At 70.1% G+C, this 18,305-nt stretch carries 14 protein-coding genes and 1 pseudogene; 4 read left to right on the top strand and 11 right to left on the bottom strand.

What is annotated here, in order from left to right; all coding sequences use genetic code 11:
- Positions 1–97: 97 nt before the first annotated feature.
- A pseudogene (locus ACZ7L4_RS01625) lies at positions 98–2,104 on the top strand (phosphocholine-specific phospholipase C); the annotation flags it as partial.
- A gap of 92 nt (positions 2,105–2,196) precedes the next feature.
- Entirely contained in the window at positions 2,197–3,093 is an 897-nt protein-coding gene (locus ACZ7L4_RS01630; RefSeq protein ID WP_472098753.1) for an aminoglycoside phosphotransferase family protein, read from the top strand.
- Positions 3,094–3,113: 20 nt separating this feature from the next.
- Here ACZ7L4_RS01630 and ACZ7L4_RS01635 read toward each other — a convergent pair whose 3' ends face one another.
- From ACZ7L4_RS01635 to ACZ7L4_RS01675, 9 genes are all read right to left on the bottom strand, one after another.
- On the bottom strand, positions 3,114–4,196 hold the full coding sequence (locus ACZ7L4_RS01635; RefSeq protein ID WP_472098755.1) for a mechanosensitive ion channel family protein: 1,083 nt from the start codon (positions 4,194–4,196) through the stop codon (positions 3,114–3,116).
- Between the two features lie 160 nt (positions 4,197–4,356).
- Positions 4,357–5,382, bottom strand: coding sequence for a Gfo/Idh/MocA family protein (locus ACZ7L4_RS01640; RefSeq protein ID WP_472098756.1), 1,026 nt, complete (start codon positions 5,380–5,382; stop codon positions 4,357–4,359).
- Entirely contained in the window at positions 5,379–6,395 is a 1,017-nt protein-coding gene (locus ACZ7L4_RS01645; protein WP_472098758.1) for a Gfo/Idh/MocA family protein, read from the bottom strand. Before ACZ7L4_RS01645 ends, ACZ7L4_RS01640 begins: the two co-directional genes overlap by 4 nt.
- Before the next feature lie 27 nt (positions 6,396–6,422).
- Complete coding sequence (locus ACZ7L4_RS01650) at positions 6,423–7,259, bottom strand: carbohydrate ABC transporter permease (RefSeq protein WP_472098760.1); 837 nt, start codon at positions 7,257–7,259, stop codon at positions 6,423–6,425.
- Entirely contained in the window at positions 7,252–8,220 is a 969-nt protein-coding gene (locus tag ACZ7L4_RS01655; protein WP_472098761.1) for a carbohydrate ABC transporter permease, read from the bottom strand. Before ACZ7L4_RS01655 ends, ACZ7L4_RS01650 begins: the two co-directional genes overlap by 8 nt.
- Positions 8,220–9,488, bottom strand: coding sequence for an ABC transporter substrate-binding protein (locus tag ACZ7L4_RS01660; RefSeq protein WP_472098762.1), 1,269 nt, complete (start codon positions 9,486–9,488; stop codon positions 8,220–8,222). The genes ACZ7L4_RS01655 and ACZ7L4_RS01660 overlap by 1 nt, the downstream gene beginning before the upstream one ends.
- Before the next feature lie 39 nt (positions 9,489–9,527).
- The gene (locus ACZ7L4_RS01665; RefSeq protein ID WP_472098764.1) at positions 9,528–10,691 is read right to left on the bottom strand and encodes an ROK family protein; all 1,164 of its coding nucleotides are present in this window, start codon (positions 10,689–10,691) and stop codon (positions 9,528–9,530) included.
- Positions 10,692–10,827: 136 nt separating this feature from the next.
- Positions 10,828–11,994, bottom strand: a complete 1,167-nt coding sequence (locus ACZ7L4_RS01670) for a hypothetical protein (protein ID WP_472098766.1) — start codon at positions 11,992–11,994, stop codon at positions 10,828–10,830.
- On the bottom strand, positions 11,991–13,220 hold the full coding sequence (locus ACZ7L4_RS01675; RefSeq protein ID WP_472098768.1) for a hypothetical protein: 1,230 nt from the start codon (positions 13,218–13,220) through the stop codon (positions 11,991–11,993). Before ACZ7L4_RS01675 ends, ACZ7L4_RS01670 begins: the two co-directional genes overlap by 4 nt.
- Positions 13,221–13,500: 280 nt before the next feature.
- Here ACZ7L4_RS01675 and ACZ7L4_RS01680 point away from each other — a divergent pair, with 280 nt between their 5' ends.
- On the top strand, positions 13,501–14,412 hold the full coding sequence (locus tag ACZ7L4_RS01680; protein WP_472098770.1) for a YceI family protein: 912 nt from the start codon (positions 13,501–13,503) through the stop codon (positions 14,410–14,412).
- Positions 14,413–14,676: 264 nt separating this feature from the next.
- Here ACZ7L4_RS01680 and ACZ7L4_RS01685 read toward each other — a convergent pair whose 3' ends face one another.
- A complete protein-coding gene (locus ACZ7L4_RS01685; protein ID WP_472098772.1) occupies positions 14,677–15,009 on the bottom strand; it encodes a type II toxin-antitoxin system PemK/MazF family toxin in 333 nt (110 codons plus the stop codon).
- 87 nt (positions 15,010–15,096) lie between these two features.
- Positions 15,097–15,987, bottom strand: a complete 891-nt coding sequence (locus tag ACZ7L4_RS01690) for an IS5 family transposase (protein ID WP_472100338.1) — start codon at positions 15,985–15,987, stop codon at positions 15,097–15,099.
- 798 nt (positions 15,988–16,785) lie between these two features.
- On the opposite strand from ACZ7L4_RS01690, the gene ACZ7L4_RS01695 reads away from it, so the two are divergent.
- Positions 16,786–17,424 carry a DUF6082 family protein gene (locus tag ACZ7L4_RS01695; protein WP_472098774.1) on the top strand — a complete coding sequence of 213 codons (639 nt, stop codon included), beginning with the start codon at positions 16,786–16,788 and terminating at the stop codon, positions 17,422–17,424.
- Positions 17,425–18,305: the final 881 nt, after the last annotated feature.

The following is an 18,305-nucleotide window of genomic DNA, read 5'->3' on the forward strand; positions in this document are numbered from 1 at the left end:
TGCTCACCACCCGTACCGTCCGCACTCGTAGCGTCCCTGCGTACCGTCCCCCGTCGACACCGAACCCAGGAGCCGCCGACATGACCGATCCCCTCTCGAGCCCCGTCTCCCGGCGCCGCCGGCCGGCGGGCTCGACGCCATCGAGCACGTGGTGATCCTCATGCAGGAGAACCGGTCCTTCGACCACTACTTCGGCATGCTGCGCGGCGTCCGCGGCTTCGGAGACCGCAACGCCGTCCAACTGCCCGACGGCAAACCGGTGTTCGAGCAGCCGGACGGCACGAAGAGAGTCCTGCCGTTCTCCGTGCGCGCGGCGGCCGAGGCACAGCAGCACGACCTGCAGTACATCGACGCCCTCAACCACGACTGGAACGGCGGCCACAAGGCCTGGAACAACGGCTGGATGAACCAGTGGGTCTCCGCCAAGACCGCGGCGACGATGGCGTACTACGACCGCTCCGACATCCCGCTGCAGTACGAGCTCGCCGACACCTTCACCATCTGCGACGCGTACCACTCCTCCATGCACAGCTCCACCAGCCCCAACCGCAACTACCTGTGGAGCGGCAACTCCGGCGAGGAGCCGGGCGGCGGGCGCGCCATCGGCAACGGCGCCTACGACGAGGGCACCCACAAGGGCTACGACTGGCCCACCTTCGCCGAACTCCTGGAGAAGGAGGGCCGCAGCTGGCAGACGTACACCGAGTGGGAGAACTTCACCGACAACCAGATCGAGTTCTTCGCCTCCTTCAAGGCGGTCGCCCGCAAGGCGCTGGCGAAGACCGGCGGGCACACGTACATGGAGTCGTTCTACGCCCTGGTCCGCAAGGCGGACGAGGCCGGGGACACGGCCGAGCGGGAGCGGCTGCTCGGGCTCCTGGAGGAGGGCGTCAAGGCGCTCAGCAAGGCCGAGCGCAGCCTGTTCGAGCGGGCCCTGCGCCGTGTGCCCACCGGCACCCTGGCCGAGCGCTTCGCCGCCGACGTCGCCGCCGGAAAGCTGCCCGCCGTCTCCTACCTCGTGCCGTCCGCGGTCGACTCCGAGCACCCCAGCGTCTCCGTGCCCGCCGCGAGCGCCAGCGTCCCGTACAAGGTGCTCGACGCGCTGGCCTCGCACCCCGACGTGTGGCGCAAGACCGTCGTGCTCATCAACTACGACGAGAACGACGGCTTCTTCGACCACGTACCGCCGCCCGTGCCCGAGCCGGGCGACCCCGACGAATGGTGGCAGGGCCGGCCCACCGGGCTCGGCATCCGCGTGCCGATGCTCGTGATCTCGCCCTGGTCGGTGGGCGGCTACGTGTGCTCCGAGCTGTTCGACCACACCTCCGTCAACCGCTTCCTGGAGAAGTGGACCGGAATCGAGGACCCGAACATCACGCCGTGGCGCCGCCGGATCTGCGGCGACCTGACCTCCGCGTTCGACTTCGACACCGCCGAGAAGCAGCCCGCCGTGGAGTACCCGGGCCCGGTGCCGCCGGCGAGCGCCCGCTGGCGGCCGGTCCCGCCCGCCGACCAGAAGATGCCCGTGCAGGAGCCCGGCACCCGGCCCGCGCGCCCGCTGCCGTACCAGACCGACGCGTACGCACGCCTGAACGACGGCCGCGTCGAGGTCACGCTCTCCAACACCGGTGCGTCCAGCGCCCACTTCGCGCTCTACCCCTACGAGGGCGAGTTCGACGTGCCGCAGCACCGGGACGTGTCCGGCACCCGGCCGCTGAGCGTGACACCGGCCAAGGACCGCTACCGGTTCACCGTCACCGGGCCCGGCGGCTTCCGCCGCGAGTTCGCGGGCCTCGTCGCGTCCAGCGCCGAGGTCACCTCGTCCGTGCGCGCCAAGACCCGCGAGCTGCGCATCACCCTGGCCAACCACGGCACCGAGCCCAAGGTGTTCACCGTCCGCCCGCAGGCCTACGTCCGCGCGGCCGACGCCGCCCCGCTCACCCGCCAGGTCCGCGTCGCGCCCGGCGACCGCACGACCGTGACGCACCCCGCCGCGAAGTCCCACGGCTGGTACGACCTGATCGTGCGCTGCGAGGACGAGCCCGACTTCGTGCGGCGCCTGATGGGCCACATCGAGAACGGGCGGCCCTCGGTCTCCGGCTGATCCCGGGGCGCGCGGGGAAAACCGATCGCCGGGCCGGGCGTGCGTGGCTACGCTCGGCCCGGCCAGGAAGGCCGCTCCCGCGAAAGGTGACCATGGGCGTTCGCAAGCTGCACCAGGACGAGCCGGACATCGACGAGGGGCTCGTCCGCGCGCTGGTCGACGAGCAGTTCCCGCGGTGGGCGGAGCTGCCCCTGAAGTACGTCGACTCGCACGGCACGCAGAACGTCCTCTACCGGCTCGGCGAGGAGTGGGTGGTCCGGCTGCCGCGCGTGCCCGGCGTCGTGCCCGAACTGGCGGGCGCCCGGCAGTGGATGCCGTACCTCGCGGCCCGGCTGCCGGTGCCCGTGCCCGAGCAGGTGGCCGAGGGGGAGCCCGGGCACGGCTTCCCGTGGCCGTGGGCGGTGCACCGCTGGCTGCCCGGCGGGAACCCGACCGTGGGGCGGCTGGCCCGGCCCGAGGCGCTGGCCGAGGACCTGGCGGCCTTCGTCAGGGCGATGCGCGCGATCGACACGACCGGCGCGCCGGAGTCGTACCGCGGGCGCCCCCTCGCCGAACGCGCCGACGGCACCCGCGAGGTGATCCACCGTCTGGACGGGACGATCGACTCCGCGGCGGCTCTCGTGGTTTGGGACGAGGCGGTACGCACCCCGGGCGCGGCCCGCGACGTGTGGCTGCACGGGGACCTGCAGCCCGGCAACCTCCTGGTGTCGGACGGCGGCCGGCTCGCCTCGGTCATCGACTTCGGGTGCATGGGTACGGGGGACCCGGCCGTCGACCTGATCACCGCCTGGTACGTCCTGGGCGGGCCGGAGCGGCGGATCTTCCGGCGGGCCGCGGCGGTCGACGACGACGCGTGGGCGCGCGGGCGCGGCTGGGCGTTGACCATCGCGGTGCACGAACTGGCGTACTACCGGGACACGAACCCGTTCATGGTGAGGACGGCGTCGCGCGTGGTCGCAGAGATCCTCGCGGACGCCGCCCGCACCTGACGGGAGTTTGAAGACAGGCCCTACAGGGAGGGCGCGACCGGCGCGTCCCGCTGCTGCGGGATGACGACCGCCGGGCTGCCCGCCGTCAGCGCCACCGTCCGCGCGGGCGAGGGGATGCGGATGCCCTCCGCGCGGAAGCGCGCGTGCAGCCGCTTGATGAACTCGTGCTTGATCCGGTACTGGTCGCTGAACTCGCCGACGCCCAGGATCACGTTGAAGCTGATCCGGGAGTCGCCGAACGTGTGGAAGCGCACGAGCGGCTCGTGCTCGGGCACCGCGCCCTCGACCTCCTTCATCACCTCGGTGACGACCTCGACCGTCACCCGCTCCACTTCCTCCAGGTCGACGTCGTAGCCGACCCCCGCGAGCACGGTGAGGGTCATCTCCTGCTCCGGGCGGCTGAAGTTGGTCATGTTCGTGCCCGACAGCTGCGTGTTCGGGATGATCACGAGGTTGTTGGAGAGCTGCCGCACCACCGTGTTGCGCCAGTTGATGTCGACGACATAGCCCTCCTCGCCACTGCTCAGCCGGATGTAGTCACCGGGCTGAACGGTCTTGGAGGCCAGGATGTGCACACCCGCGAACAGGTTGGCGAGGGTGTCCTGAAGGGCGAGCGCCACCGCGAGACCGCCCACACCCAGGGCGGTGAGCAACGGCGCGATGGAAATCCCCAAGGTCTGTAGGACAACGAGGAACCCCATCGCGAGCACCACGACCCGCGTGATGTTCACGAAGATGGTCGCCGAACCGGCCACCGCCGCACGGGACTGCGCGACCGCCCGCACCAGACCCGTGATCACCCGCGCCGCCGTCAGCGTCGCCACGACGATGAGCAGCGCCGTGAGCGCCATGTTCACGTTCCGCCCCGTACGCGGGGTGAGCGGCAGCACCTCGGCGGCCACGGCGGCGCCCGCCGCGACCGCGGCCCACGGCACCAACGTGCGCAGCGCGTCGACGATCACATCGTCCCCGGCCCACCGCGTCTGCCCGGCACGCACGCCGAGCCAGCGCAGCAGGGTGCGCAGCAACAGCCCCGCCAGCAGGCCGCCGACGAGGGCGACACCAGCGAGGATCAGGTCGTGGAGTTCGATGCCGCGACTCATCGGGCACCTCCCGCACGGGTGCTGAACGCCGGGGTCGGGGCGGATATGTGATGTGTGGTCACGTGGTACCTGCTCGGTCGGGGACAGGGGCGGAGGGCCGGAGCCTCACCTATTCTGCACAACTCTCTCGCACCCGGTCCCCAACTCCGTTGCCGCCCCCTTACGTGATGTCGACGACCCGCCCGGTGCGCGCCGACTCGTACGCCGCCGCTACGATCCGCACCGCGCGCAGACCGGCCGCGCCGTCGGTCACGTCCAGCGGACCCTCGCCGAACAGGAACGACCGCAACATCAGCGCGTCCAGGTCGACGCCGTACGGGAGTTCCACGGCCGCCCGCGCCGTCTCGCTGAAGCCGTGTACCTTCTGGTCGAAGGCGTCCATCTCCAACGCCGCCCGCTCCCCGACGACCTGCATCGAGAGCCCGCCCCACGCCGGATGGTGCTGCGGCTGGCTCCAGCTGCAGTCGAGCGTGAGGACGGCCCCGTTCGCGTACGTCACGGTGAGCAGGCCGGCCGTCTCGACGGCGGCCCGGCCCTCGTACAGCAGATTGTTCGTCTGCGCGTAGACGGACCGCGCGGGGGAGCCCTCGAAGAGATCGTCGAGGAGGTCCGCGACGTGCACGGTGTGGTCCATCACGGCGCCGCCGCCGGAGAGTTCGGGGTCGGTGAACCAGCGGCTCCGGTCTCCCGGCATGTAGCCGTTGTTGGCGCCCGCGACCGTGAGCACCTCACCCGTCGTGCCCGCCCGCACCGCCTCGCGCACCGCGAGATAGGCCGGGCTGAACCGCACCGGGTGCGCCACCGCGAGCCGCACCCCGGCGGCCCGGCACGCCTCGACCATCGCCGCGCCGTCCTCGGGCGTCGTGGCGAGCGGCTTCTCGCACAGCACGTCGACGCCGTGCGCGGCCGCGCGTTCCACCAGCTCCCGATGGCGCACGTTCTCCGAGCAGACCACGACCTTGTCGGGCCCCCAGGCGAACAACTCCTCATACGTTTCGACGTAGTTGACGCCGATCCGCGCCGCGAAGTCCTTGCCCCGCACCTCGCCCGGCGCCGCGAGATCCGTGTCGGGATCGGCCGCGAGTACCTCAACCCCCTCCATCGCGGCGAGCTGCCGCGCGAATCCGCCCGCGTGCACGTGCGCGAACGACAGCACACCCACCTTCATGTCCCGCCCGCCCTTCACAGCCCGGCCTCCTCGGTCACCTTGAGTTCGACGGGCGCGCCCGTGCGCGCGGACTCGGCGGCGGCACACGCGATCCGCACGGCCTCGACGCCGTCGTGCGCCGTCACCCGGGGCGGCGGCCCGCCCTGCGCAGCGGCGGCGAACTCTCGCAGCTCGGTCAGATACGGGCTCTCGGTCATCGGACTGCCCGGAATGCCCTCACCGGCCTGGCGCACCCCCTGCGCGAGAACCCGGAAGCCGGGGTGTGCGGTCGAATCGTGCTCCAGGATGCCGCCGGGCCCCGCGATCCGGAACGTCGTCCTGAACGGCAGGTCCGGCAGCCCCCACACACCGAGCACATGACTGACCGCGCCGGAGGCGTGCGTGAGGACCGCGGTGCCGGTCGCGACATCCCCCGCGACCGCGCCGGCCTCCTGCTTGCCGCGCACCTGCGCATGCACGCGTACGACGTCACCGGCGAGCAGCCGCGCGAAGTCCAGGTCGTGAATCATCTGGTCGACGAGAATCCCACCGGACAGAGCAGGATCCGAGAACCACGGCGCCCACACCGGAAAACACCCGGACCGCGTGAACCGCAGCACCGCCGGATCCCCGATCTCCCCGGCCGCGACCGCACCGGCGAGCGCCGCGTACGCGGGGAAGTAGCGCACCACGTGCGCGGGAAACAGCAGCACACCCGCCGCCCGCGCCGCGTCGGCCATCTCCTGGGCCTCGCCGACATCGAGCGAGAGCGGCTTCTCGCACACCACGTGCTTGCCCGCGGCGACGGCCTCCAGGACGAGCGCCCGGTGCGTGTACGTGGGGGTGCACACGTCGACGACGGCACACCGGTCGAGCAACTCGGGCAGACTCCGGACCGCCGTCACACCGAACTCGGCGTACTTCGCGGCCAGTTGTTCGGCGTTCCCGTCGGTGGACAGAATCGTGACGCGCGCGCCGAGGGCGGTCCAGGCGGGCAGATGGGCACGGGCGATACCACCGGCGCCGATCAGGCCCACGTCGAGGGTTGGCATGTGACTCCTTGCTCAGGGGGCTCGGTGTCAGCCCTTCGTGCCGCTCTGGGCGATGCCCTGCACGAAGTGCCGCTGAAGGAAGAGGTAGAGGACGATCATCGGCAGGCTCGCGATCAGCGAACCGGCCATCATCACCGGGTAGTTGGTCTCGAACTGGCCCTCCAGTGAGGTCAGTCCGGCGCTGATCGGCATCTTCGCCGGGTCGGTGTTCACGACGAGCGGCCACAGCAGGTCGTTCCACGACCACATCGCGGTGATCACCGCGAGGGCGGCGAGCGCGGGGCGGATCAGCGGCAGCATGATCGACCAGAAGATGCGGAAGGGGCCCGCGCCGTCGATGCGCGCCGCCTCCTCCAGCTCCCTGGGAAGGGAGAGGAAGAACTGCCGCAGCATGAAGGTGCCGAAGGCGCTGAACATTCCCGGGAGGAACAGCGCGGGCGGAGAGTTCAGCAGGCCGAGCCGCTGGATGATGTCGTACTGCGGCAGGATCAGCAGCGAGGACGGGACGAGCAGCACCGACAGGAACAGCGCGAACAGCACGTTCTTGCCCCGGAACCGCATCCGGGCGAACGCGTACGCGGCGAGCGAGCAGAACACGAGCTGTCCCGCGGTGCGCCCGACCGTGTTGATGACGCTGTTGCCGAGCATCTCCCCGTAGGGCAGTGCGGTGAACACCTCCTTGAAGGAGCCCCAGTTCCACTGCTGCGGCAGGAACGTCGTCGGCACGTGCACCGCCTCCGGCAGTGTCTTCAGCGCCGTGAGCAGCTGCCACAGGAACGGGAACACCATCACGAGCGCGCCGAGCGAGAGGAGCGCATGCGTGGCGACGGAGCCGCCGTTGATGCGGCGCAGCGAGTCACGCATAGTGCACCCACTTCTTCTGGAGCCGGAACTGGAGGAACGTCAGGGCCGCTGTGAGCAGCATCAGGAGAAAGGCGAGGGCCGCCGCAGCGCCCTGGTTGTTCTGCTGGAACGCCCACTGGTAGAAGAGGCTGACCACGGACTGCGTGGACCCGAGCGCCGGGTTCATGGGGCTCATCATCACGTAGATCAGGTCGAACATCTGCAGCGAGTTGATCACGCAGATGACGGCCGCGAAGAAGATGCTCGGGCTCAGCAGCGGGATCGTGATGGTGAAGAACCTGCGCACCGGGCCCGCCCCGTCCAGCTCGGCGGCCTCGTAGTAGTCCTGCGGGATGCCCTTGATCCCCGCGATGAAGATGATCAAGTAGTAGCCGACGCTCTGCCACACCGAGACGACCCCGATGGCCCACAGGGCGGTCGACGGGTCGGAGGCCCAGAAGTGCCGCGCGACGCCGAACCACGACAACACCTCGTTGAGCAGGCCGAAGTTGCCGTTGTAGAGCCAGTTCCACACCAGGCCCACCGCGACCGGGAGCGTCACGAACGGGATGAAGTACAGCGCCCGGTAGACGGCGACGCCGCGCAGGCCGCGCCGGTTCAGCAGGGCCGCGACGGCGATCGACAGCGGCAGCGTGAGCAGCCCGATCGCCCCGTACAGCAGGGTGTTGCCGATGGCCCGCCACACCGTGACGTCCTGCACCACCCGCGCGTAGTTCTCGCCGCCGGTCCAGGTGTTGCCGCCGAACGGCCCGAAGTGGGTGAAGCTGAAGCCGAAGGTCTGAAGCATCGGCCAGAGGTAGAAGAGGAGGAAGCCGAGCCCGATCGGCGCGATGAAGGCGTATGCGGCCTTCTGCGTACGCGAGTTGGGGCCGCGGGCGGTGCCTTCTCGGCCCGTATCTGTCCGCGGCTTCCTGATGCGGCCCTCCGCCTCCGCGGCCGCCGTCGAAGGGAACACGGCCATCAGTTGTCCTCCTCGTCGAGCGCCCTGTCCATCTGCTTCGCGAGCGTGCGGGCCGCGCCCTCGATGCCGCCCTTGCCGCTGAACGGAGCACCGAGCAGCAGATACTCGAGGTCCTCCCAGACCGCCGTGTTCCGTGAACTCGGGTAGGGGGAGGCGTAGTCGACCATGTCGAGGAAGCACCGCAGGTCGAACTCGGGCATCGACTTCAGCCAGGCGTCCTGCGTCCCCGCGTACGACGGGATGGTGACACCGCCCGCGGCCTGGATCTCGCCCGCCCGGCTCCGCGCCATGAAGTCCACGAACTTCCACGCCGCCTCCTGCTTGCGCGACTTGGCGCTGATGCAGTTCGCGAGGCCGTGGATGACGGTCCCCCGCTCCCGCCCCTTCGGCAGGACCGCGACCCCGCCGTGGTCCTTGATGGCGGGCGTCCCGTACATGAACGAGGCCATCGATGAGATGTCGTAGTTCATCGCCACCTGCTCGGACAGATACAGGTTGCGGGAGCGGACCTCCGACATGGCGCTCTGCGGCGGCGACCAGCCGCGGTCCACCAGATCCGTCCAGAAGCGCAGGCCCTCGATGGTGCGCGGGTCGGCGAACCCGGAGCGGCCGTCGCGGAGCACGTACCCGCCGGCCTGGAAGATCGACGGATAGAACTTGGCCTGCCGGTCCATCTCGGCGGCGACCCCGTAGATCCGCCGCTTCGGATCCGTCAGCTCGCGCGCCGCGTCCCGCAGGTCGTCCCAGGTCCAGGAGGAATCCGGGTACTTGACGCCCGCCTTGTCGAAGAGCGCTTTGTTGTACCAGAGCCCGATCGTGTCGAAGTCCTTCGGCAGCGCGTACTGCCTGCCGTCGTACTTGTAGATGTCGACCAGCGCCTCCGGGTGCTTGCCGACCGGCGTGCGGGCGCGGGTGATGTGCTCGTCGAGCGGCACCAGCGTGCCGTTGGCCGCGTACAGCTTGATGTTCACGGCGTTCATCCAGAACACGTCGGGCGCCGTGCCGCCCCGCATCGCCGTGCGCAGCGTCGTCCAGTAGGAGTTCCACGGGGTGAGCTGGATCTCCACGGAGATGTCCGGGTGCGCGCGCTCGAAGGCCCGGATGATCTGCCGCATGCCGGGAACCTGGGCCGGGTCCCACATGCCGTACGAGAGCGCGGTGCGGCCCCCGCGGGCGGTGGCGGCGGTGGGATCGCCGCCGTTCGCGCCGCAGCCGGCGGCGAGCGGGGTCGCCGCGAGGGCACCCGCGAGAAGGCTTCTCCTGCGCATGCGCGCCTCCGGTCGGTAGGTGTGCGGAGAGGGAAGGTGTCAGGGAGCAGGGGACGGCGGGCGTTGGGGGCCCGAGCCGTCGAGGAGGTGGGTGTCCACGTCGTCCAGGGCGCGGCGCACCGCGCCGAGTGCCACGCTCTCGCGGCCGAGTGTGCTGACCGCGATGCGCGGGACGTGCAGGGTGAGGGGGGCGAGGTGTTCGGCGAGGAGCGGGCCCAGCGGGTCGCCGACGGGGGCCAACGCGCCGGACAGGACCAGCAGTTCGGGGTCGAGGGCGAGGACGAGTGCGGCGATGCCGGGCGCGACCCCGGCCAGGTAGCGGTCCAGGACGGCGAGTGCCTTGGGGTCCTTGGCGCGCACGGATCGTGCGAGCGCGTCGGTCTCCGATTCGCCGGGGCGCGGCTCCCCGCCCCAACCGAGCGCGTCCCCCGCGGCGTTGAGGCCGAGCTGCGGCAGGATGCCCAGCTCGCCCGCGCCGCCGCGGCGGCCCCGGTGCAGGCGGCCGTCGATCATCACGCCGCACGAGATGCGCCGTCCCACCAGTACGCACGCCACGTCGTCCGCGAGTTCCGCGGCGCCCTGCCAGTGCTCGGCGAGCGTCGCGAGGTTCACGTCGTTCTCGACCAGGACCGGGCAGGGGAGCTCGTCCGCGAACCTGCGTGACAGATCCAGGTCGGTCCAGTCCGGGACGATCACCGAGCGGATCCGGCCGGTGTCGTCGACCATGCCCGGCACCCCGATACCGACGGACCACACGTCGTGCGGGCCGAGCCTCTGATCGGCGAGGAAGGCGCGCAGCCGGGTGCGCAGCAGCTCGATGCGCTCCGCGCCGGTCAGCTCAGCGGGGAACTCCTCCCGGTGCCGCGCGACGATCCCGCCGTCGAGGCGGGCCAGGAGCAGCACCAGTTTCCTGAGTCCGATGTCGACTCCGACGACATGCCCGGCCTCGGCCCGGAACCGGAAGCGGCGCGCGGGCCGCCCCGGGGAGCGGACGGCCGGAGGCGCGGTCGTCTCGGCGATCCAGCCCTGCGCGGCCAGCTCCTCGACGAGGACCTCGACCGTCGGCCGGGACAGGCCGGTGGAGCCCGTGAGCCGGCTGACCGTCTGCGGGCTCTCCTGACGCAATGACCGCAGCACCACAGCGGTGTTCAGTCCGCGAAGGGCCGCGAGATCGTGCCCGCGCGCCCGGTCGTGCCCCGCCATGGAGTGTGCCCCCGTCGCGTCGTCGGTCCGGTTGTGCAGGACTGTTGCATAACCTCGTGGGGCAGGGAACCCCACCGGCAGGGGTATTTCGAAGAACTCCTGCGAATTGTGTACCGGGAGGCGGTGCCGTACGTCTCTACAGGCGCTCCACCGCACGGAACGCGGACAGGCGCGCCAGCAACCGGCGGGCAGGCGGGGCCAGTTCGCCCACCGGCAGCGGCTCGCCGGAGTTCAAGCGGCCGATCAGGGCGGACAGTTCGCGTGCCGTGAGGGCGGTCCGGGTGACGTGTCCGCACGCCGCGACCAGGCGGTGTCCGCCGGCCGACGTCCACACCACGCGGTCCGTGGCGCGTACCGCGTCGTCGTCGGTGAAGTAGCCGGGCCGCGTGGGCGGCGGAACCGGGCGCAGGCCGCCGTCCGTGGCGTGCCGCAACACCTCGTGGGCCAGGCGCCGGTGGAGCGGCGCGGGGCGCGTCTCCCGGCGCAGGTGGTCGAGTGCGGCGGCGAGGGGCGGCGGGAGGACGCCGGGCAGGTCGTCGGCCGGCTCGCCGTCCGGTACGAGGGTGTCTTCCGCGCCCCAGTTCCCCTGCGAGAAGGCCGGGGTGAGGTCCCGTGAGGGTGTGCGCGGGACGGAGATGTGCACGAGCGTGGCGGGGAAGCGGGGCGGGCGCACGGTGTGTTCGTGGTCGGCGGGCCAGTACAGCAGGTCGCCGGGGACGGTCGTGGCCGACCAGTGCAGGTCCCCGGGTCCTGCGAGACGTATTCGGTGGTGGCCCCGGAGGACGTACAGGAACGTTGCTGCTCGGTGTTGGGGGAGCGGGCGTACGGACGTCCCGTGGCACAGCGTCGTACCGACAGGTGCCAGGGGCTGGCCGACCTCCGCCCACAGTGTGCTGAGGAAGGCCCGCTCCCTGGCCCACAGCGGATGGTGTCCCGCGTGCAGGTCCCGGACGACGAGGGCGAAGGGTGTGGCGCCCAGCTGCCGTTCGATCCGGCGGTCGTAGGCGGCGAACGAGCCGTCCTCCGGCCGGGGCAGCAGATCGCCGGGGTCGGTGAGGCGGCGGGGCCCCACCGTGAGCCGGACCCGTTCGCCGGAGTCGGACGATGTGGTGTGGTGTGCGGCGGCGACGGCTCCTTCGAAGACCTCGTGGGGGTCGAAGGGGGCGACGGTGTGGCCGGGGGTGCGGACCGGGCGGAACAGGGCGGGTCTGCGGTCCCAGTGGTCCTGCGCGAGGCGTCGCCAGTCGATGGACCGGTCGACGGGTCCGAGCACGTCGACCGGGGTGGCTCCGTCCGCCGTCACGGGTGCGGCTCCTGTGGTGCGATCGCGATGGCCCGTGCGCGGCACAGCTCGCGGAGCAGCCCGTGCAGGTGAGGTGAGCGGTCGGAGAGACCCGACGCGCGGGCCAGGTCGGTGACGGTGGTGTCTTGATGTGTGGTGCGCAGGCAGGTGAGGACGCGGTCGGCCGCGCGGCCGTGCACCGGCCACACCTGTCCGTTCGCCGCCCACAGCGCGTCGTCCGGGCCGGTGGCGACCCGGATGATCTCGCTGACGCGCAGTAATCGGTGTCGAGGGGTGAGGGGGACGGCGGGACGTGGCGGGGGCGCCGGGTTCAGGCCGGCCGCGGAGCGCAGCCCGGCCCAGCGGGCGAGCAGGTCTCCTTCGACGGCGGGGTCGGCGAGTCCGTCCCTGAACAGGACTGCGGCAGCGGCCAGTTGGGAGGGTGTGGAGAGCCTCCCGTCGGCTCGCGCGGGCAGTGGGTGGGGGAGGGCGGCCGGGGTGTCCGCGTGTGTGCGGCGTCTTCGTTCCGGCCCGCAGACGGCCTCCGTGACCAGTGGTAGCGCAGAGGACGTCCGGGCGGGAACGCTCACCCGCAGTGTCGTGCACGGCCCCGGGCGGTGGTCGAGGTGCCGGCTCCCGGCGGGCCAGTGCACCAAGTCGCCCGCTGTGGCACGGAGTTCGTACTCGGTGCCGGTGTGCTCGGGGCGTACCCGTACGGTCAGTTCGCCGTCGATGACCCAGGTGAGCGACGCGGAACCGGGGTCACCCGCCTCGGCGACGGAGTGGTGCCGGTCGCCGACGGCCAGCTCCGCCGTCACCGGGACCGCGGGCCACCCGACGTACCGCCAGAGCGCGGCCAGCGCGTCCCTCACCCGTGACCACGCCGAGAAGTCCCGGCGCAGCGGGTCGGTGGCGGTGAGCAGCCATCCGTCGCCGTCGAGCGGGGGAGCGGAGGCGAGGCGGGCGACGTACCCGGCGAGGTCCCGGTCGGCTCGGCCGGGCAGCAGGGATCCGGGTCGGCACATCACGCCGTCGGCGGTGGTCAGGCGCAGGGGTACGGGGTCCGGGTGCCCGGCTGTCGCGGTGGCCGCGGCGACGAGGAGTGCGTGGGCGTCGGCCCCGTCGAGACCCAGCGGCGGGGCGTCCGTGACGACGACGGGCTCCCTGGCCCAGTGCGTCTCGGCGAAGCGTTGCAGGGCGGGGCCGTGGGGCGCGGTCCTGCGGGCGGGGGCGGGCCTTGGCTTCATCGGGTGGGGGATCTCCTCGGTCCCACGTGGGGGTGGCGCCGGGTTCGCGACCCTGCCAGAGGGGTTCCTGCTTCGTCAACGCTTTGCGGAGAACCTGTGAACACCTGAGTGGAGGGAGAGGATCAGGGTGACGTCCAGGGGGCGGTTGGCATCGAAAACGTGTGGATCCTGTGAAATGGCGGGATCGGGCCTGCCGGAATACGGGCCTCCGCCCGATTTGGGCAGGCGGGGCGCATGGCATGGTGGGCGCGCTCGTTCAGATGTCCAAGAAAGGCCCCTCATGCCCCTCGCATTGTTCCGCCGGAAAGGCGCCGGTTCCGCAGGGCGGGGAGGCGGTCCCGTCCACTCCATGCCCGCGGGCGCCGGTGGCGTGCACTGCGAGGTGACCGACCCGTTCGGCCAGCCCATGCCGGGCGCCGAGGTCACGGTGACCCACTCGCAGAGCGGGCGCGTGTCGGTGAAGGCCACGACCGACCCCTTCGGCCTGGTCTTCGTCACGTTGGAGCCCGGCCGCTACAGCGTGCTGATCGCGGCCGAGGGCCTGGAGCCGTTCCAGCAGACGGTCGAGGTCGCCGCGGGCGAGACGCTGCCGCTCACCGGCATCCAGCTGCACGTGGGCCGCTCGCCGGAGCTGCCGCAGCCCGGCACCTGGATGTTCGACCCGCCGCACACCGCGATCCGCTTCATCGCCAAGCACGTCGGCATGGCCCATGTCCACGGCCGCTTCACGCGCTTCGAGGGCGGCATCCAGATCGCGCCCGACATGGCGGACTCGCGCGTCGAGGTCCGCATCGACGCCGCGTCGATCACCACGGGCAACAACACGCGCGACAACCACCTGCGCTCCGCCGACTTCCTGGACGTCGAGAACTACCCCTACCTCCACTTCAGTTCGGACCGCTTCATCTACCGCGGTGGCTCCAAGTGGACCGTCCAGGGCGCCCTCACCATGCACGGCGTGAGCCGCACGGTCGACCTCGACACCGGCTACCTCGGCGTCGTCAACGGCGGCTACGCGGAGGAACTGCGCTGCGCCGCCCTCGCGACGGCGGAACTGCACCGCGAGGACTACACCCTGAACTGGCGCACGATGCTCGCCAAGGGCATCGCGGTGGTCGGCCCCACGGTCAAGCTCGAAATGGACCTCCAGGCGATGTACCGCAGCGCGGACACGCCGACGCCGCCGGAGTAGGAGGGGCGGGGCTGCGGTTCCCGGTCGGCGAGGACGCCGGGTTTTGGGGGTGACCGACGACCGAAGCGGTCGCGTCACCCTCCCGGGCTGATGTGAGCGCCGATCACCGCTGCTTTCACACGCGAGACTCATGGTGATGGTTTGCATTAGGGCCTGTCTCTTCGATCACGATCGGAGCCAGTTGAGGAGTGCAGAGGCTGTCACGGTGCCGCCGGGCTGGACGTGGCCGCGCGGTGGTAGCGGGTGATCGCGACCCACGGGTGACTACTCAAGTCCACCGAGGTGGAGGAGATCTTGGAGCTCACCGAGCTTCGCGGTCGACAGGGCTCCCGCCCGCTCGATCAGGTCTTCCCGGATGAGGCTGACCAGCCAAGTGCAGGGGATGAGGCCTGGACGCAGGAGTGCGACTCGCAGGACACCGTCAAGAGGTAGTCCTTCGGAGGCGCCTACTGCCAGCTCAGCGGCAACGCCGCTGAGTTCGGTGCCCGCAGGATCGACTACCTGCATCGCCCGGACTTCGGATTCTGCTTCTCCCGAGAGCAGCACGACCAGGCGCCGCTCGCCGAAATCCGCCCACCAGACTTCGCCTCGTTGCATAGGTCCTCCTGACACAGAACGGCGGGCGAACACTTCTGTGCGCCCGGTTTCGAATAGCCCATTGTCGGCCCCAAAAGCTCCAGCCGATCACGAGCGGAGCCAGATGAGGAGTGCTGCGGCGGTGACGGTGCCGAGGTAGACGTATCCGCGCTTGTCATACCGGATGGCCACGGCTCTGAACTGCTTCAGCTTTCCGATGGCCCGCTCCACCGTGTTGCGATCTTTGTACCGCTCCTTGCCGAAGGCCAGGGGCCGTCCTCCTCGTGAACCCCGGCGTAGGCGGGCGGCCTTGTGGTCTTTCTTCTCCGGGATCACATGCCGGATCCCGCGCTTGCGGAGGTAGGCGCGGATCATACGGTTGCTGTACGCCCTGTCGGCTCCGACGCTGTCCGGCGTGCGGCGAGGACGCCCGAGCCCCATGCGGGGAACTCGGATCTTGTCCATGACCGGCTCGAACTGGGTGCAGTCCGCCCGCTGTCCCGGCGTGATGAGCAGGGACAGCGGGCGGCAGCGGCCCTCTGCAGCGATGTGGATTTTGGTGGTCAGCCCGCCGCGGGACCGGCCGAGGGCTTCGCCTGCTGCACCGCCTCCTCCAGCAGGTCGCGCAGGCTCACCACCGCCGGCAGTCGTTGAACCGATCTTTGCAGAGCCCCTTTTGAGGAGCCCGGCGGTGCGGGCGGTCCCTTGGGCGCCCCGCGGCGTGCTGGTGAGCAGGCGCAACGGTGGAGTCGACGTTGATTTGTGAGCGGTCTTCCACGGCCCGAAGCGTTCGGGCAGCTCTCGCCACTGCACTCCGGTGCTCAACCGGTGAATGATCCCGTTGATCACCTGTCGGTGATCGCGCCACCGGCCGCACCGGTTGTTGCTCACTGGCAGCAGCGGTCCCAGCACAGCCCACTCGGCGTCGGTCAGATCCCCCGACTCATCATGACCAGAAAAACGAGCTGCATGATCGAGGAGACACGCCTTAGTCTCGATCGGTGCGCGCCCCCGGCCGGGGCAGGGCCCGGAGTGGTTTACCTGTCGGTGACCGTTTGCGTCTCGCCGTGAGGTTGCCGGAGCGCGACTATCCCTTCATGGACGAGGGAATAGCTGCCGTGATCTCTGCCGTATCACTGGCGTGGTGGCATTGGAGCCGAGGACGGAACGCTGCTCGCCGCGAGATCTGGCGTGCGAGCCTTTCGTCAGTAGGCCCTCGACCATGTCGAGGTGGAGCACTCGCGTTGGCTTCGAGAATTCACTGCAACCGCCTGCGTCGCGCTACTTCAGCACACGAGGCCTCTCACCATCGCCATCACCGAGTGGGAAAATACTCGCCAACGAGCGGTCGGTGCCAGAGATCGCCGAGGCCGAGTGGCAGCAGGACGGCAGAGCCACCATCCTTCGGCACCTGAGCGGGTTACGGGCTGAGGTGGGGCTCGGTGCTGCCAGGAGGGTCCTGGTCGATGCCGCGAATCAACTGCAGTCGTGGATGAAGACGTTTACGAGCAGTCGCGGCGCAACTGGCTGCGGCCTCGGCCATTGACGACCTCTACCAGGATCTACACCTGACCCGCATCGTGGAAGCCGCTGGAGGTGACCCTGCTGTCGTTGGTGCCCTGCGTGGATCGAACACGGCTGGTGCGCGGTTCTGGAAGCGCCGCACAGGCTTGTAGCAGGGAGGGCCAGGGACACGGCAGTGCTCGCGCTCGGCAGCTGGGGTCTTCGTCGTGCTGGAAGCGGCTACTCCTTCGGGCTTGGGGCATGTCTGGCCCATTCAGAACCCGAGGGGGGAGCATGAGGAACGTCAAACTCCTGCGCTGGCTACCGTGGTTGGTCGGCACGGTTGCTCTGCTTGCACTCACGATCCTGGCGCCGTTCGCCATGAATTGGTGGGCGCCCACAGGCATGAAGTGGGGCGAGCTGGCTGACGTCAGCCAGACCTACAGTGCCATGTCGATTCCGCTTTCGGGCGCAGCGCTGGTCGGTGTCGTCTGGTCCATGGTGGTCCAGGCCCGGCAGCTGCGAATAGCTAACGACAACGAGATGCGAGCCTCGCAGAAGGAGCTGATATTGCTCGCGCTCGACGATCCAGAACTACTCGTCTGCTGGGATCCGCCGGCCACTCCTACGACCCACGCACGGGCACGCCAGTACGCCTATTACAACCTGATACTCGGCTCATGGCGTGTCGAGTACCTGAATGGGACCACGCCCGAGGCGACAACCTTGCGTTCTGGGCGCGTTCTCATGAGGGGCGAGATAGGGCGGGAGTTCTGGAAAACGCGACGGCATGGATGGGAGGCGTATGCGGCGACTCGGGGGCGTAAGGATCGTCATTTCGTGCGGATCATGGATGAAGCCTTGAGGCTAGCCGAACTAGACGGGCCAACTACTCCGCCTGACCAGTACTTTGCTCCTTCGGTGCAGCCGTAAGCGGCATGACGCGTGCGGCCAATCCGCGGCCGCTGCGTCGGTTGGTGCGGTGGCGGGTTGCGAGCCCACTCGGTCGCACAGCAGCCGGCGTTGCTCCATGCAGGCTGCCCGGGATGCGGCGCGCACCATGAACACAACCTCGTCCATGAACGGCAGTGTGACGCGCCGCGCGGGGGACGTGCGTCAGCAACTGTTGGCCAGAACGAAGGCTTCGAGCGGAAGACCAGCTACGAGAACAGGAACTTCCGCGAGTACCGGCGGTACCGAGTCGTGCGAGGGGAATTGCGCATCGGCTCCAGTGGCGAGGCGTCCTGGGCGGCCAGTCGTTTCGACACCGAAGACGTCGCGACGGACGATCAGACGCGTCGTTTCCTGCGGGCGTACCTGGCTGAGCTGAATACCGACGGGTTGCAGTAAAGGAACCGAGAGAACGTTCTGCGCTCTGTGCCGAGGTCCGGTGCGGGGCGCAGTCGTAGATCAGGCACTACGGCCCGGCGCACCACCGCAGCATCGTGGAAGCACAATGCAGGCAGACGATGTGGGACCACCGCCCGTTCCCGGCTTCATCGACGCCTCGCCCTGCGGCTATCGGAGTGCCCAGCAGCACGCCACCTTGCCCTCGGCCGGCATCGAACTCGGGGCCGGCGACGAACGAATCGCTGACCGCTGGGCCCGGCGGGAAGGTCGATCGTTGCCGTCACTGCATCGTTGGATCCCGCCCGCCGCTACCCAGTGCCGGGCCCCAGCACCGCCGACAGGGACTGGGGCCCGCGGCTGTGGCGGGTATCCCAGGCCAACCAGTGCAACCCAACGGCCCACTGAGCCGTCACCTATCCCGCACAACCCGCACGCCCGCATTCCGGGCACCAGACCACCACAAC

This window comes from Streptomyces sp. NPDC107575 (genome assembly GCF_055657265.1).

Excerpts from the sequence above, each read along its gene's own strand:
- ACZ7L4_RS01630 (WP_472098753.1), top strand. The coding sequence starts at position 2,197 with ATGGGCGTTCGCAAGCTGCACCAGGACGAGCCGGACATCGACGAGGGG.
- ACZ7L4_RS01635 (WP_472098755.1), bottom strand. The coding sequence starts at position 4,196 with ATGAGTCGCGGCATCGAACTCCACGACCTGATCCTCGCTGGTGTCGCC.
- ACZ7L4_RS01645 (WP_472098758.1), bottom strand. The coding sequence starts at position 6,395 with ATGCCAACCCTCGACGTGGGCCTGATCGGCGCCGGTGGTATCGCCCGT.
- ACZ7L4_RS01650 (WP_472098760.1), bottom strand. The coding sequence starts at position 7,259 with ATGCGTGACTCGCTGCGCCGCATCAACGGCGGCTCCGTCGCCACGCAT.
- ACZ7L4_RS01655 (WP_472098761.1), bottom strand. The coding sequence starts at position 8,220 with ATGGCCGTGTTCCCTTCGACGGCGGCCGCGGAGGCGGAGGGCCGCATC.
- ACZ7L4_RS01660 (WP_472098762.1), bottom strand. The coding sequence starts at position 9,488 with ATGCGCAGGAGAAGCCTTCTCGCGGGTGCCCTCGCGGCGACCCCGCTC.
- ACZ7L4_RS01665 (WP_472098764.1), bottom strand. The coding sequence starts at position 10,691 with ATGGCGGGGCACGACCGGGCGCGCGGGCACGATCTCGCGGCCCTTCGC.
- ACZ7L4_RS01675 (WP_472098768.1), bottom strand. The coding sequence starts at position 13,220 with ATGAAGCCAAGGCCCGCCCCCGCCCGCAGGACCGCGCCCCACGGCCCC.
- ACZ7L4_RS01680 (WP_472098770.1), top strand. The coding sequence starts at position 13,501 with ATGCCCCTCGCATTGTTCCGCCGGAAAGGCGCCGGTTCCGCAGGGCGG.
- ACZ7L4_RS01685 (WP_472098772.1), bottom strand. The coding sequence starts at position 15,009 with ATGCAACGAGGCGAAGTCTGGTGGGCGGATTTCGGCGAGCGGCGCCTG.
- ACZ7L4_RS01695 (WP_472098774.1), top strand. The coding sequence starts at position 16,786 with ATGAGGAACGTCAAACTCCTGCGCTGGCTACCGTGGTTGGTCGGCACG.